Here is a 13,435-nt window from a genome sequence, read left to right as displayed (position 1 = left end):
CGCCGTCAGGGGCGCGCGCTGGCCACCTGCGGCGCTAAGCCGGTGCCCGCTGAGATGCCGGCTGAAACGCGCGAGGTGATGCGCGTCGCCACGGCGGAAGACCGGTTCTGCTCGGCGACCCAGGCCTGGTTGAGTTCGACGCCGCGCTCGACCACGCCGTGAACCACCATCGCCAGCGCCACCAGCAGGCAGATCGCGATCACGGCCGCCGCGCTGGCGATCGTGGCCGGGGATCGGGCCCACTCGGGCAGCGCGGCCCAGAGGCGCTGAATCTCGGCACGCAGTGGGTGAACCCGCTGAGCCCATTCGCCCGCCCAGCCAGCCGAGGGCCAAGCGTGAGGCTTGCTCTCGGCGTGCATCTCACTCATGGCGAGTTCTTGGGCCTCGGCGCGTCAGGCCAATGGCGGGCCTGCAGCGCGGGGTGGGCGGCTTCGTAGCCGAGTTCGTGGGCCTCGGCCCCGGGCTCACCGTCCAACTCGCGGTCGGCTGCGGGGGCGTTGCCGCCGAAGTACCAGCGCCGAACGTCTTCAACCCAATCGTCATTGCTCGCCATGGCGTGCTCCTTGATCCTTGCCTTTGACTCACTGCACACGCTTGCCGGGTGCATGGTGCGAATGGTCCCGATCGCCTCGCGCATTCGCCATCAGGCGAGGCAGCGAAAGCCTGTAGTCATTTGCCTACAGCGTGCATGTGTCGTGCGATCGGTCCTACGCGCACTCGCGGGTGCAGCGGACAGACACACAACCTCCGCGCACCGGAAGATTCGCCTGCCCCTACAGGAGCAGGAGTCCACTTTGAAGAACCCTTCTTACAACTTGATGACGTACTCGATGGCCTCGGCGGCGCTTGCCTGCACGGCGGCCCTCACCCTTCTGACCGCCTGCGGTCCGCAGAACGGCGAACCCGTGGCAAGCCCGGCCGGCACCCCGGTTCCGGCCACGCAGACAGAGGCCCGGCGCCCGGCACCCAAGCCAGTGGCGCGGGCGGATGTGGGCTACGTGAGCGAGATCGAAACCCTGACCGAGCGCCCCAAGGGCACGGGCCTGGGGGCCGTGGCGGGTGGCGTGATCGGCGGTGTGGCCGGCCACCAGATCGGCGACGGCAACGGTAAGAAGCTCGCCACTGCGGCCGGTGCCATCGGTGGCGCGGTGCTGGGCAACAAGATCGAACGCGATCGCCGCGAGCAGATCGTGGGCTACCGCGTTCAGGTGCGGCTGGAGAACGGTGACACGCGCACCGTCCAGCAGGACAGCCTGGCCGGGTTGCGCGTGGGTGACCGGGTGCGCCTGAAAGACGGTCGGGTATCCCCGGCCTGATTTCCGGGCTGGGCCGGGGCGGTGCGACACTTCTCACCGCCCCGGCGGCCTCATGCCGCCCGGCTCGCAACATGACCGTTTCCTGGTTGTCCGCCCTGAAAGTCATTCCCTGGGGTGACGTGATCGACGCTGCGCCCAATGTGGTCAAGGGCGCGCGCAAGATGTTCGCGCGCAGTCAGCCTGCCGAAGCCGAGCCCGACAGCGCCGAGCCACTGGGTACGCAGGAGCGGATCGCCCGGCTCGAATCGAGCCTCGCGCAATTGCAGGCGCAGCAGCAGGCCTCGGCCAAGCTCATCGAGACGTTGGCCGAGCAAAACGTGCGGCTGGTCGATGCGGTCGACATCCTGCGCGTGCGCACCCGCATGCTGCTCGTCGTTTGCGGCGTGCTGGTGGTTGCGGGGTTGTCAGCGCTCGCCTGGGGTCTGCTGCGATGAGCGCTTCGGCGCGCGTTCGCGTGGGCATCGGCGGCTGGACCTTCGAACCCTGGCGCGACAACTTCTATCCCAAGGGCTGGTCTCAGGCGCGTGAGCTCGAGTACGCGGCCAGCAAGCTGAGCGCGATCGAGGTCAACGGCACCTACTACAGCACCATGAAGCCGGCCACCTTTGCCAAGTGGCAGGCGGAAACGCCGGACGGCTTTGTGTTCTCGCTCAAGGCCAACCGCTTCGCGACCAACCGCCGGGTGCTGGCCGAGGCGGGCGAGTCGGTCGAGCGTTTCATCGGCAGCGGCCTGGCCGAACTCGGCGACAAGCTCGGGCCCGTGGTGTGGCAATTCGCACCCACGAAGCGCTTCGATCCAGATGACTTCGGTGCCTTCTTGAAGCTGCTCCCGAGCGGTGTGGGCGGCTTGCCGCTGCGCCACGTGATGGACGTGCGGCACGACAGCTTCAAGACGCCCGAGTACCTGGCGCTCGCCCGCCTCCATCGCGTGGGCACCGTGTTCACCGACTCCGACGACTACCCCTCGTTCGCCGACGTGACGGGCGACTTCGTCTACCTGCGCACCATGCGCTCGCAAAGCGCGCTGCCGCTGGGCTTCGAGCCGCAGGTGCTGGATGCGATTGCAACTTGCGCGCGGCGCTGGGCCGAGGGCGGTGAGCCCGACGCCCTGCCGCGCGTCGAGCCGCCGCGCCCGGCAGCGCCGCGCGAGGTGTTCGTGTACTTCATCAGTGGCGCGAAGGAACGCAACCCCGCGGCGGCGATGGCCCTGCTAGAGCGCTTGAGCGAGCGTTCTGACTGAGCGGCCGTGAGCCATCGCGTCAACCTCAGCCCGCAGGGCTGGGCTTTCGAGGCTGGGCCCGATGCGACGCTTATCGCCGCTGCGCACCTCGTGCCGCAATGGCACCTGCCGCACCTGCATGTGCAGGCTGCTGCAGGGCAAGGTGAGTTACACGATCGAATGGCCCGGCCTCAGCCGCGAAGAAAAGGCAGATGGCTGGGTGCTGCCCTGCGTGGCGCGCGCCGAGAGCGATCTCGTGATCGACGCGCCACTGGCCGAGCGCGCCTGAACGAAGCGTGCCGGCGGCTCAGCCGCCCGACAGGCTCTTGGCGTCGTGCGCGATCGTGCCGTCGAGATGGCGCGTGCAATCCACCAGCTCCAGCGCATGGGGCGGCTGCGCGCCGCAGATCGTCACCGAGGTGTTGCCCACGCGCAGCGGTCTGGCATCGGCCGCCAATTGCAGATGACGCGCGAGCAGCGCGCGGATCACGAGGCCATGTGTCACGACGGCCAGGTTGCCCGGCAGGCCATTGCGCATCGCCAGGATCTGCGCGAAGGCCTGGGCCACGCGGGCCTCGAAGGTGGCCACCGATTCACCCCCCGGCGGCGCTTCGGTCATTGCCAGCGGGTTGTAGGGCAGGCTGTCGTAGGGCTGTCCGCGCAGATCACCGAAGTTGCGCTCGTGCAGCAGCGGCGTGGGCGTGATCGGCGCACCGGTGCTGGCCGCGATGGCCTGTGCGGTTTGCAGGGCGCGGGGCAGGTCGCTGCTCAGGATGGCCGCGACCTTCAGGTCGGCCAGGCGCTGCGCCACCGCCTGCGCCTGCAACAGGCCGGTGGGGCTCAGCGGCGTGTCGGCCGGCTGCAGGGTGCGGGCGACGTTGAGCGGCGTTTCGCCGTGGCGTACGAGGATGATTGACATGGCGTGCGGCGGCAGCTGGGTTGGGCGATTGTGATCACGTCTTGCCGCGAAGGGCAGCCGCCTTGGCGACGCCAGCGCACGGCGAGGGAATGCGAGACTGTGCAAGGCCCGGCCACCATCTCACAGTGCAGTCATGAGTTCACACGACGTTGCCCCCATCGACCTCAGTTCCGCCGGCAAGCCGCCGCGCGCCGCCGCCACGCTGCTCGTGGTGCGCGATGCGCCCGGTGGGCTGGAGGTGCTGCTGCTGTGCCGTGCCGAACGCGGCGACCACAACAGCGGCGCCTGGGTGTTCCCGGGCGGCACCGTGGACAAGGCCGACGCGCAGTGGCGATCGCTGTGCAGCGGGGTCGACGACACCGCCATGAGCGCGCGCCTTGGCGTGCCTGAAGGCGGGCTCGACTACGCCATCACCGCCATCCGCGAATGCTTCGAAGAGTGCGGCCTGCTCTTCGCGCTGCGCGATGGCGCGCTGGTGGGCGGCGACGCCGAGCGCCTGGCGCCGTGGCGCGCACCATTGAACGATGGCGAGCGCAGCCTGGGCGAGTTCTGCGCCGAAGAGCGGCTCACGCTCGCCGTGGGCGAACTCGGCTACTTCAGCCATTGGCTCACGCCTCTCGGCCGCGCCAAGCGCTACGACACGCGCTTCTTCGTGGCCGCGCTGCCACCGGGGCAGGCCGCGCAGCACGACGGCGTCGAGATGGTCGGCATGCAGTGGCTGCGCCCGGCCGATGCGCTGGCGCGCAGCGACACCCTGAAGATCATGGGCCCCACGCGCGCCACGCTCAACGAGATCGCCGCCTTCAAGACCACCGAGGCGCTGATAGCCCATGCGCGTGGCCCGCGCGTGGTGAACCTCATCAACCCGCGCATCGGTTCGGGCAGCCAGGGCTTGCGCCCGGTCATGCCCAATGAGTACGCCTGGGCCGAGATGGGCCGCATCGACCCGCTGGGGCACGGCACGGCTTCGTACGAGATCGTGCCCGGGCGGGCGGTGCGCTTGTCGGCGCACGTGATCCGCGTCACGTGTGCCAACGCGGGCGTGATGACAGGCCCTGGCACCAACACCTACCTCGTCGGCGGTGGCGAGCGCAACGAGTGGGCCGTCATTGACCCCGGCCCGGCAATGCCATCGCATGTGGAGGCGATCCTGGCCGCGGCGCCGGGGCCGGTGCGCTGGATTCTTGCCACGCACACGCACTCCGATCACTCGCCCGGCGCGGTCGCGCTCAAGCAGCACACCCACGCCGAGGTGCTGGGCCGGCTGCCCGCATACCCCGAACGGCAGGACGCGAGCTTCGCGCCCGATCGCGAGTTGATCGACGGCGAGCGCATCGCGGTCGGCCCGCACTCCACGCTGCGCGTGATCCACACGCCGGGCCATGCATCCAACCACCTGTGCTACCTGCTCGAAGAAGAAAAGACGCTCTTCACCGGCGACCACGTGATGCAGGGCTCTACCGTCGTCATCAACCCGCCCGACGGCGACATGGCCGCCTACATCTCGTCATTGCATGCGCTGATGGGCGAAGACATCGAGTGGCTCGCGCCCGGCCACGGCTTTCTGATTGCGCACCCGCAGCGCGCCTTCGAGGGCGTGATCGCGCACCGCCTGAAGCGCGAGGCCAAGGTGCTCGCCACGTTGCGCGAGCACGGGCCGGCCACGCTCGAAGGCCTGCTGCCCCACGCCTACGACGACGTGGACCCGCGCCTGCTCCCCGTCGCGGCACGCTCGCTGCTGGCGCACCTGGACAAGCTGCGCACCGATGGCGTCGCGGTCGACCGCGCGGGGCAGTGGTCGTTGACCTGAGAGGTGCGCCGGCCGCGGGTCAACGCTGTACCCAGCCGCCGCACACCGGGAACACCTGCCCCACGAAGCAGCGGGCCGCATCGCTGCACAGGTAGGCCGCAAAGGCGGCGTCTTCGCGCGCACTGACCAGACGGCCCAGCGACACCTCGCGTTGAAGCCGCTCCTGGAAACGGGGATCGGCCTGCACTTCGGGTGGGAAGTAGGTCGGGTTTTCGACGAAGTTTTGCGCGATGGCGTTGACCTGCACGTTGTGCGGCGCCACCTCCACGCCCACCGCCTGCACGTACGCGAGCTGTGCGCCGCGTGCCGCGCTGTAGGTCGAAGTGCGCTTCATGCCACGCAGCGCCGACGAGCTGCCCATCACCAGGATCTTGCCGGCGCGCCGTTCGATCATCTGCGGCAGCACCGCGCGCACCAGGCGCGGCAGCGGATCGACGAGCGCGGCAAAGGTGTCGTGCCATTCAGCGTCGTCCACGTCCTTCGCGGCGGTGCTCGGCGCCGGGTGCGCGAGGTTGACCACGAGCACGTCGATCGGACCGGCCTGGGCGACTACCGCAGCAGGTGATGCCGGGTCGCGCAGCGGGTCGTGGCTGGGCAGCACGGTCGCGCCGTGCTCGCGCAGCACCTCGCACAGCGTGGGGCCCATGAAGCCATCGGCGTGTGTGACGAGGATGCGCTTGGCTTGCAGCATCGGCGTGCTCATGCGGCCTCCTGCGCGGCCGTTGCGCCGCGCTCCACGTTCACTGGTCGCAAGAGCAGCAGCCCGACGACGAAGAAGAGTCCCGTCGAAAGAATCGCTAGCCTGTGGTTGCCGGCCGTGATCAAGGTGACGAGGCCATAGGTGAGCGGCCCGAGGATCGCGGCCAGCCGCACCGCAAAGGTCCACAAGCCATAGAACTCGGCGCGTTGTGCTTCGGGCGCAAAGAGGCCGGCGATGGCGCGGCCCGCCGACTGGCTGGAACCCATGCACAGGCCTGCGATCACCGCGGCCGGCCAGAAGAGTGCTGGCCCAGTGGCCATGTAGGCCAGCAGGGTCATGGCCACCCAGCCCACCAGCGTGACGGCGAGTGCGCGCTTGTGGCCGATCCGGTCCTGCCAGTAGCCGAAGGCGAAGGCGCCGAGCGCGGCGGCGATGTTGACGAGAAACACCAGCGCCATGGTCTCGGCCTGCTTGAAGCCGAGCACCTGCTCGGCATAGACCGCGGCGAGTGCGATCACGACCGCGATGCCGGCCTGGTAGCTCACCGCGCAGGCGAGCAGCCACGAGTAGTCACGAAAGCGCCGCGCCTGGCGCCAGGTGGTCGCCAGGCGATGCAGCGAGGCCATCACGCCGGGCTGGGCCGCCGCCTTCGCCTGCTGCGGTACCGCACGCTCGCGCAGCAGCGCGAACGTGGCGAGCGAGGCCACGCCGTAGACCGCTGCGGTGATGAGCATCGTGACCGGCACGAAGGTGGTGGCCGGCTCGCCGCGGGCTTGCGCGGCGAGCACGTAGCCCAGGCACAGGCCGAGCGACAGCATGCCGCCGAAGTAGCCGAAGCTCCAGCCCCAGCCCGACACGCGCCCCATGGCCTCGCGGCGCGCCAGCTCGGGCAGGAAGGCGCCGGTGAGCGCCTCGCCGATCGAATAGAACGTGTTCGACAGCACGATCGCCGCCACCGCCCAGGCGACGTCGCCGCGCTGCGCGTAGGCCAGCATCAGCGTCGAGGCCACGCACAGCGCGGTGCTGATCGCCAAGAGCCGCTTCTTGTTGGCGCGCAGGTCGGCATAGGCCCCGAGGGCCGGCATCACGATCATCACGACCAGGCTGGACGCGGCGAGCGCGAGCGTCCAGGCAAACGTGCCCCAGGGCGCGCCATCGGCCACCACGCCCACGAAGTAGGCGTTGAACACCGCCGTGAGCACGACCGTGGTGTAGCCCGAGTTGGCGAAGTCGTACATCGCCCAGCCGAACACCTCGCGCTTGCGCACGCCATCGTTGAGAGCGTCTTGGGGAAAGAAGGCCATGCGGGCTCCTGGGCGGTGGTTCGCCATCCGGTGGAAGGCGCAGTTTGCCTTGCCGCCCCCATGCACCGTGTGACCGGGCCCCCACCCAGGGCCGCGTGTTCAGGGCCATGTTCTGAGCGCCGCGCGGATCTCACCCACGATGCGGTCGGTCTCGGCGATGTCGTCGCCGCGCACCTGCGCCACGCTCAGGCGCACGATCACCAGCCGCTCGGAGGGGATCACCACCACGAACTGACCCATGAAGCCGCGCGCGAAGAAGGCATCGGCGGGCGCGTTGGCCAGCCCCCAGGGCACGCCCCAGTCGGGCTTGATCTGCCCGCCGAAACGGTTGGTCCACCAGCCGGCGCCGTAGGCGGTGTCGAGCGTGGGCGTGGTCGACCAACGCACCCAGCCGGCAGGCAGCAGGCGCGTCCCGCCGGCCATGCCGTCGTCGAGAAAGAGCTGGCCGAAGCGTGCCCAGTCGCGCGCCGGGGCGAGGATGTGCGCCGCGCCGACAGGCGTGCCGGTGGCGTCGAAGTCGAGCGTCACGCGGCGCATGCCGAGCGGGCCGAAGAGTTCGCGCTGCGCGAAGCGGCGCACGTCGTCGGCCCGGCCACCCACCGCATCGCGCAGGATGCGCGAGAGCAGCAGGAAATTGGTGTCGCTGTAGGCGAACTGCGTGCCGGGCGGCGCGGCGAGTGAGCCGGCGGCCGAGGCGGCGGCCTTGTCACGCACGCTGTACATGATCTGCGTGCCGGGGTCGAAGCCGCTGTTGTCTTGCGGCAGGTCGAGCCCCGACGTCTGCCGCAGCAGCCGCTCGGGGGTGATCGCGTGCCGCGGGTCGGCGGGGTCGCTCCAGGCGGGCACCGGCGCAGCCGCGGCAGGGTCGACCCTGCCTTGCTGAACCAGCACGCCGATCAGAGCATTGGTGACGGACTTGCTCATCGAGAAGCCGAGCAGCGGGGTGTCCACGCCGATGCCCGGTGCGTAGCTCTCTGCGATCAGCCGGCCCTTGCGCAGCACGAGCACGGCCTTGGTCTGATGTCGCTGGCCGTCGGGCTGCGTGGGCGAGACCGCGCGAGCCAGCGCGGCGGCCAGTGGGGGGTGAGGGGTCTGCACGCGTGCCGGGCCGGGGGCGATTTCAGGCTGCAGGGGCGGGGGCAGGCCGGTCGGCCGGGCCGGGTCGGCCGGCGAGTCTGGCGGCAAGGGCTCGGTCGCGGGCAGGGCCACGCAGCCCAGGCCGGGTCGGTACACGGCGTGGCTTTCGAAGGCGCCGGCGATCGATGCCGTGACTTGCCGGCGCTCCGGGTCGATCGACCAGCGCAGCCCCCAGTTCACCAGCCCCATGCCGCGCAGGGGTTCGATGCGTTCGGTGAAGGCGGTCTGGGCGTCCAGGCCTGAGATGAAGACGTCGTCGCACAGGTAGTGGCTGGTCAGCCCGGTGGCCACCTGAGCGGCGCGGTCGATGCGCAGCGACGCGCAGCCGTTGAGCAAGAGCGCTGCGGCCAGGCCGGCGGCGAGGAGGGGCGAGAAGGGGCTCGAGAAGGTGAGTGAGCGGACGGCAGGCAAGGTGGGTCTCCAATGGGCCGGGAAGGCCCGGAATGTCGACCTGCTGCGGGTTGCCGTCTCGCCGAAAGCCGAAAACGGCGGTGTTTTGAAGATTCGGCCAGCCGTTGGCGCTGTGGCTGGGCCCGGGCCGCTCAGCGCTTGCGGGCGAGCGTCACGCCGTCGCTGAAGGGCAGCAGCGAGAGGTCGATGCGTTCGTCGCCATGCAGTTTGGCGTTGAGCGCCTGCAGCGCCAGGGTGTCGGGGTCGCTGGCGGGCTGGGCCACGGCGCCGCCCCACAAGGTGTTGTCGATGACGATCAACCCGCCCGCGCGCACGAGTTGCAGGGAGCGCTCGTAGTAGGCGTCGTAGCTGGTCTTGTCGGCATCGATGAAGGCGAAGTCGTACTGGCCGGCCTCTCCAGCGGCCAGGCGCGCATCGAGGGTGGCGAGGGCGGGGCCGATCTGCAGGTCGATCTTGCGGGCCACCTGCGCCTGCTCCCAGTACGGCTGGCCGATGCGTGGGTACTCGTCGCTGATGTCGCAGGCGAGCAGCCGGCCGTCGTCGGGCAGCGCCAGCGCCACGCTCAGCGCGCTGTAGCCCGTGAACACGCCGATCTCGATGCAGCGGCGCGCGCCGACCAACCGCGCCAGCATGGCCATCAACTGCCCCTGTTCGGGGGCGATCTGCATGCCGGCGCGCGGGTGAAGCCGCGTGGCCTCGCGCAGAGCGGCCTGGGCGGGGTGCTCGCGCAGCGAATGGTCGAGCACATATTGGTAGAGCGATTCGGTGACGTTCAAGACGCGCGACATAGCGGTGTCCTTTCAGCCGAGGTTTTCGTGGTGGGCGTTCGCGCCGCGCTTCCAGTAGGCGGCCGCGCGGATGGCGTGGCGGTCGTGGCCTTTCTCGTCGACCAGCACCTGGCGCAAGGTGGCCATGGTGGCGGCTTCGCCGGCGCACCAGGCGTAGCCCTGGCCGGGCGGCAAGGCGAGCGCGCGCACGGCTGCGATCAGTGCCGGGCTGTCGTCCACCCACTGCAGCTGCACCTGGGCGGCGCTGGGCAGCGCGCGCCGGTCGGCGGCCTCACGGACCTGCAGCACGACCAGCGCCTGGGCGCTCGCGGGCAGTTCTTCGAGCCGGCGCGCAATGGCGGGCAGCGCGGTTTCGTCGCCGACGAGCAGGTGCCAGTCGTACTCCAGAGGCACGATGAACGAGCCGCGCGGCCCACCGATCGCCACCTGCTGCCCTGGTGCGGCCCGCGCCGCCCAGCGCGCGGCGGGGCCGGTCGCGTGCAGGTCGAACTCGAGCGTTAACTCGCGGGCGGTGGTGTCGAACCGGCGCGGCGTGTAGTCACGGCGCGCGGGCTCGGCACCGGGCTCGGCAGGGAGCATCAGCTTCACGTGGTCGTCGAACGAGGCGCTGACGAAATCGGCCAAGGTGTCGCCTCGAAAGGTGATGCTCAGGACGTTGGGGCTGAGCCGCTCCACGCGGGCCACGGTCAGCTCGCGGCGCTTGAGTTCGTGCTGTACGCGACGCACGCCGAGCGGGCGGGCGGGTGTGTCGACGGTGCTTGTGTTCATGCGGGTATTCCGGTGTCTGGCGAATTGGTTGACAATGTCACCCATCATGGGCAAATCAATTGACAATGTCAACCAATCGGGCCGGCCACCCTTCGTGCGGCGCGGTGAAACCGGCCTGGGTCGCGAAGAAGGCGTGCTCGAACTCGTCCACAGCGTGATGCACCAGTACCGCGCCCGCCAGTACCAGGCGCTGCGCGACGGGCCGCACGACATCACGCACATGGAAGGCAAGGCGCTCGCCTTTTTCGACGCACACCCCGGCGCCACGCAGAGCGATCTGGCGCGCCACACCGGGCGCGACAAGGCCCAGCTGGCGCGGCTGATCAAGACGCTGCGCGATCAGGGCCTGCTGGACGGCGCGGTGGAGGCGTCCGACCGGCGCAGCGTGAGCCTGAGCGTTACCGAACCGGGGCGCGCGGTGCTGCGCACGCTGCGGCAGGGCGCGTCGCGGCTGCAGGCGCAGGCCGTGGCCGGGCTGAGCGCAGACGAGGTGACACAGTTGATGGCGCTGTTGCAGCGCGTGAGAGAGAACTTCGAGTCAGCCGGCTGAAGAACGCGCCGCCGGTGAGGCGCGGTCAGCCGATGAACAGATCGACACCGCGGGCGCCTGCCGGTCGCGGTTGGCGTCGGCGGTCGACCGGCCCGAGCGAGCGCAGCAGGTCGGCGGCCACCGCCTCGCCGCTTTCGAAAGCGGTGGCGCGGGGCGCGGGGAGCGTTGGCGATGCGGGAGCGGGCCGAGGCATTGCGCTGCCGGCGGCCGGGCTGGTAGGCATGTCGGCAAACAGCTCACGGGGCAGGAAAAGGGCGTCGCTCATGGGAGGCTCCGGCAGTTGGGGCACTGGCGGAGACTGTCGCGCCGGGCGGTTGCGGTGGTGTTTCACCGCCGCGCCGCCGTGTTTCATTCGTTGCGTTTGCCGCGCAGCGCCTGCTGCTGCCACAGGCGCGCACCGCTCACCGCCGCCGGGATGCTCACCAGCATGGCCAGTGCATCGGCCCACCACGGGGCATCGCCGCCTAGCACCAGGCCCAGCACGATGCCCGCGACTCCGACGGCGAACGCGTTGAAGTAGGGGTAAGCGCGCGCGAGCCGGGCCGCCACGTAGCCGCCGAACACCGTGGTGCCCGAGCCGTAAAGCAACGAGGTCATCAGGAAGAGCGTGCTCTGCTGCATGGTCAGCACCGCGGCCTTCATCTCGTCGGCCGTCATGTTGTCGGGCATGCCCGAGCTGAATACGGTGTAGAGCACCACGGCGCCGATCACGTCGAGCGCGAGGGACAGCAGCATGGCGATGAAGATCGCCTTCGGGTCGAATCTCGTCATGCAGCGCCGGCGGCTCCGTCAGGTCGGGGCCGCCAGCATATCCGGGCGGCTCAGCCGGTGGTGCGGGCGTCTTCCTTTTCCTGCAGTTCGCGCCACTGCACCTTGCCCGTGCCCGACTTGGGCAGTGCCTCGACGAACTCCACGATGCGCGGGATCTTGTAGGCTGCCATGTTCTCGTGCGACCAGTCGATGATGGCCTGCTCGCTCACGGCGTCGGCGTCTTTCTTGAGCACCACGAAGGCTTTCACCGTCTCGCCGCGCTTGGGGTCCTTGGAGGCGATCACGCAGGCCTCGAGGATCGCCGGGTGGCGGTACAGAATGGCCTCGACCTCGGCCGGCCACACCTTGAAGCCGCTCGCGTTGATCATGCGCTTCAGGCGGTCGACGAAGAAGAAGTAGCCCTCGTCGTCGGTCTGCCCCAGGTCGCCGGTGCGCAGAAAGCGCTTGCCGTCGATCTCGACGAAGGCTTCTCGCGTGGCTTCGGGGTTCTTCCAGTAGCCCTGCATCACCTGCGGGCCGTGGATCAGGATCTCGCCGGTCTCGCCCGGCGGCAGTTCCTGCAGGGTGGCCGGATCGACCACGCGCGCGTCAACGTCGAAGTACGGGACGCCCAGGCACTGCTTCTTCTGGCGATCCGGCGGGTTGGTGTGGCTGGTGGCGTTGGTCTCCGACATGCCGTAGCCCTCGCCGTAGGTGATGCCGAGCTTGTTCTGGAGGATGTCAGCCACCGCCTTGGGCATGGGCGCGCCGCCGCCTCCGATCTTGCGCAGGCTGCTGAGGTCGTAGCTGTCGAGCTTGGGGTTGGAGACGAAGTCGACCACCATCGCGGTGATGAGGCCCACGGCCGTCACGCGGTAGCGCTGGATGCATTCGGCGACCGCCTCGCGGTCCCAGCGTGGCACCACCACTACGGTCGAGCCACCGAAGATCACGCCGTTCATCGCGGTCTGCATGCCGGTCACGTGGAACAGCGGCAGCACCGCCATGCTCACCGTGCCCTGGTTGCCCTGGCCCCACACGCCGCCCGAGATGGTGTTGTACATGGTCGTGCGGTGCGTGTGCATGCAGCCCTTGGGCAGGCCGGTGGTGCCCGAGGTGTAGGGCATCACGCAGAGGTCGTCAGGCCCGGCGGTCAGCGGGCCCGGTGTGAGCTGGCCCGCCATCGCGTCCGCCCACAGATGGCTGCCGGCATCGGCGATCGGCGCACGCGGAGCGGCCACGAACTCGGGCACCTTCAGTGTGGTGGGTTCGCGCAGGTAGTCGCTGTAGGCCGCGACGACGATGTGATCGAGGCCGTTCGCCACGCCCAGCAACGGCTTCATGCGCGGGTAGAGCTCTTGTGCCACCAGCGCCACCTTGGCGTCGGTGTCGTGCACGTAGTGCTCGAGTTCGCCGGTGAGGTTCATCGGGTTCACCGGCACCACCACCGCGTTGGCGCGCAGGATGGCGTAGTAGCTCACCATGAACTGCGGGCTGTTCTGCATGTAGAGCAGCACGCGGTCGCCCTTCTTCACACCGCACACCTGCTCCAGGTAGCCGGCCAGGGTCTCCGTCTCCTGCTTGAACTGCGAATACGTCAGCGGCGTGTCGTAGAAGTACAGGAAGGGCTTGTTCGGGAAGCGCGCCGCAGACACCTCGACGTTGAAGTACAGGTTGGTCTCGGGGACGTACAGGTGGCGCGGGGCGTGCTCGGGCCAATGGGCCAGGTGGCGGTCGGACATGGTGCGTGAACCTTGCGTGGC

At 69.6% G+C, this 13,435-nt stretch carries 16 protein-coding genes and 1 pseudogene; 6 read left to right on the top strand and 11 right to left on the bottom strand.

Going from position 1 to position 13,435, the window contains the following annotated elements:
- Positions 1–5: 5 nt before the first annotated feature.
- Both AC1KAR_RS07350 and AC1KAR_RS07345 read right to left on the bottom strand, forming a co-directional pair.
- Positions 6–368, bottom strand: coding sequence for a hypothetical protein (locus AC1KAR_RS07350; RefSeq protein WP_480316016.1), 363 nt, complete (start codon positions 366–368; stop codon positions 6–8).
- Positions 365–553: a hypothetical protein gene (locus tag AC1KAR_RS07345; RefSeq protein WP_480316014.1), complete on the bottom strand. Its 189-nt coding sequence runs from the start codon at positions 551–553 to the stop codon at positions 365–367. The genes AC1KAR_RS07350 and AC1KAR_RS07345 overlap by 4 nt, the downstream gene beginning before the upstream one ends.
- A gap of 241 nt (positions 554–794) precedes the next feature.
- Between AC1KAR_RS07345 and AC1KAR_RS07340 the strand changes: the two genes are divergently transcribed.
- The 4 genes and pseudogenes from AC1KAR_RS07340 to AC1KAR_RS07325 all read left to right on the top strand — a co-directional run.
- Complete coding sequence (locus tag AC1KAR_RS07340; protein ID WP_480316012.1) at positions 795–1,316, top strand: glycine zipper 2TM domain-containing protein; 522 nt, start codon at positions 795–797, stop codon at positions 1,314–1,316.
- A 71-nt stretch (positions 1,317–1,387) separates the two neighbouring features.
- A complete protein-coding gene (locus AC1KAR_RS07335; protein WP_480316011.1) occupies positions 1,388–1,750 on the top strand; it encodes a hypothetical protein in 363 nt (120 codons plus the stop codon).
- Entirely contained in the window at positions 1,747–2,556 is an 810-nt protein-coding gene (locus AC1KAR_RS07330) for a DUF72 domain-containing protein (RefSeq protein ID WP_480316009.1), read from the top strand. Before AC1KAR_RS07335 ends, AC1KAR_RS07330 begins: the two co-directional genes overlap by 4 nt.
- Before the next feature lie 79 nt (positions 2,557–2,635).
- Positions 2,636–2,824: pseudogene (locus AC1KAR_RS07325) on the top strand (2Fe-2S iron-sulfur cluster-binding protein); the annotation flags it as partial.
- An 18-nt stretch (positions 2,825–2,842) separates the two neighbouring features.
- Here AC1KAR_RS07325 and AC1KAR_RS07320 read toward each other — a convergent pair.
- Positions 2,843–3,454, bottom strand: coding sequence for a histidine phosphatase family protein (locus AC1KAR_RS07320; RefSeq protein WP_480316007.1), 612 nt, complete (start codon positions 3,452–3,454; stop codon positions 2,843–2,845).
- A gap of 133 nt (positions 3,455–3,587) precedes the next feature.
- On the opposite strand from AC1KAR_RS07320, the gene AC1KAR_RS07315 reads away from it, so the two are divergent.
- The gene (locus tag AC1KAR_RS07315) at positions 3,588–5,264 is read left to right on the top strand and encodes an MBL fold metallo-hydrolase (protein WP_480316005.1); all 1,677 of its coding nucleotides are present in this window, start codon (positions 3,588–3,590) and stop codon (positions 5,262–5,264) included.
- Positions 5,265–5,283: 19 nt separating this feature from the next.
- On the opposite strand, the gene AC1KAR_RS07310 is transcribed toward AC1KAR_RS07315, so the two are convergent.
- From AC1KAR_RS07310 to AC1KAR_RS07290, 5 genes are all read right to left on the bottom strand, one after another.
- Positions 5,284–5,967, bottom strand: a complete 684-nt coding sequence (locus AC1KAR_RS07310) for an SDR family oxidoreductase (protein ID WP_480316003.1) — start codon at positions 5,965–5,967, stop codon at positions 5,284–5,286.
- A complete protein-coding gene (locus AC1KAR_RS07305; protein WP_480316001.1) occupies positions 5,964–7,268 on the bottom strand; it encodes an MFS transporter in 1,305 nt (434 codons plus the stop codon). The genes AC1KAR_RS07310 and AC1KAR_RS07305 overlap by 4 nt, the downstream gene beginning before the upstream one ends.
- Positions 7,269–7,367: 99 nt before the next feature.
- Entirely contained in the window at positions 7,368–8,816 is a 1,449-nt protein-coding gene (locus tag AC1KAR_RS07300) for a serine hydrolase domain-containing protein (RefSeq protein ID WP_480315999.1), read from the bottom strand.
- A gap of 131 nt (positions 8,817–8,947) precedes the next feature.
- Complete coding sequence (locus AC1KAR_RS07295; protein ID WP_480315997.1) at positions 8,948–9,604, bottom strand: class I SAM-dependent methyltransferase; 657 nt, start codon at positions 9,602–9,604, stop codon at positions 8,948–8,950.
- 12 nt (positions 9,605–9,616) lie between these two features.
- A complete protein-coding gene (locus AC1KAR_RS07290; RefSeq protein ID WP_480315995.1) occupies positions 9,617–10,372 on the bottom strand; it encodes a siderophore-interacting protein in 756 nt (251 codons plus the stop codon).
- A 46-nt stretch (positions 10,373–10,418) separates the two neighbouring features.
- Here AC1KAR_RS07290 and AC1KAR_RS07285 point away from each other — a divergent pair, with 46 nt between their 5' ends.
- A complete protein-coding gene (locus AC1KAR_RS07285; RefSeq protein WP_480315993.1) occupies positions 10,419–10,922 on the top strand; it encodes a MarR family winged helix-turn-helix transcriptional regulator in 504 nt (167 codons plus the stop codon).
- A gap of 25 nt (positions 10,923–10,947) precedes the next feature.
- On the opposite strand, the gene AC1KAR_RS07280 is transcribed toward AC1KAR_RS07285, so the two are convergent.
- The 3 genes from AC1KAR_RS07280 to AC1KAR_RS07270 form a co-directional block, all read right to left on the bottom strand.
- Complete coding sequence (locus AC1KAR_RS07280; protein WP_480315991.1) at positions 10,948–11,187, bottom strand: hypothetical protein; 240 nt, start codon at positions 11,185–11,187, stop codon at positions 10,948–10,950.
- An 83-nt stretch (positions 11,188–11,270) separates the two neighbouring features.
- The gene (locus AC1KAR_RS07275; protein ID WP_480315990.1) at positions 11,271–11,693 is read right to left on the bottom strand and encodes a hypothetical protein; all 423 of its coding nucleotides are present in this window, start codon (positions 11,691–11,693) and stop codon (positions 11,271–11,273) included.
- 50 nt (positions 11,694–11,743) lie between these two features.
- Positions 11,744–13,414, bottom strand: coding sequence for a long-chain fatty acid--CoA ligase (locus AC1KAR_RS07270; RefSeq protein WP_480315988.1), 1,671 nt, complete (start codon positions 13,412–13,414; stop codon positions 11,744–11,746).
- Positions 13,415–13,435 lie beyond the last annotated feature (21 nt).

The organism is Piscinibacter sp. PDB1-1 (genome assembly GCF_056675995.1).
This window is presented reverse-complemented; position numbering and strand designations above follow the sequence as displayed.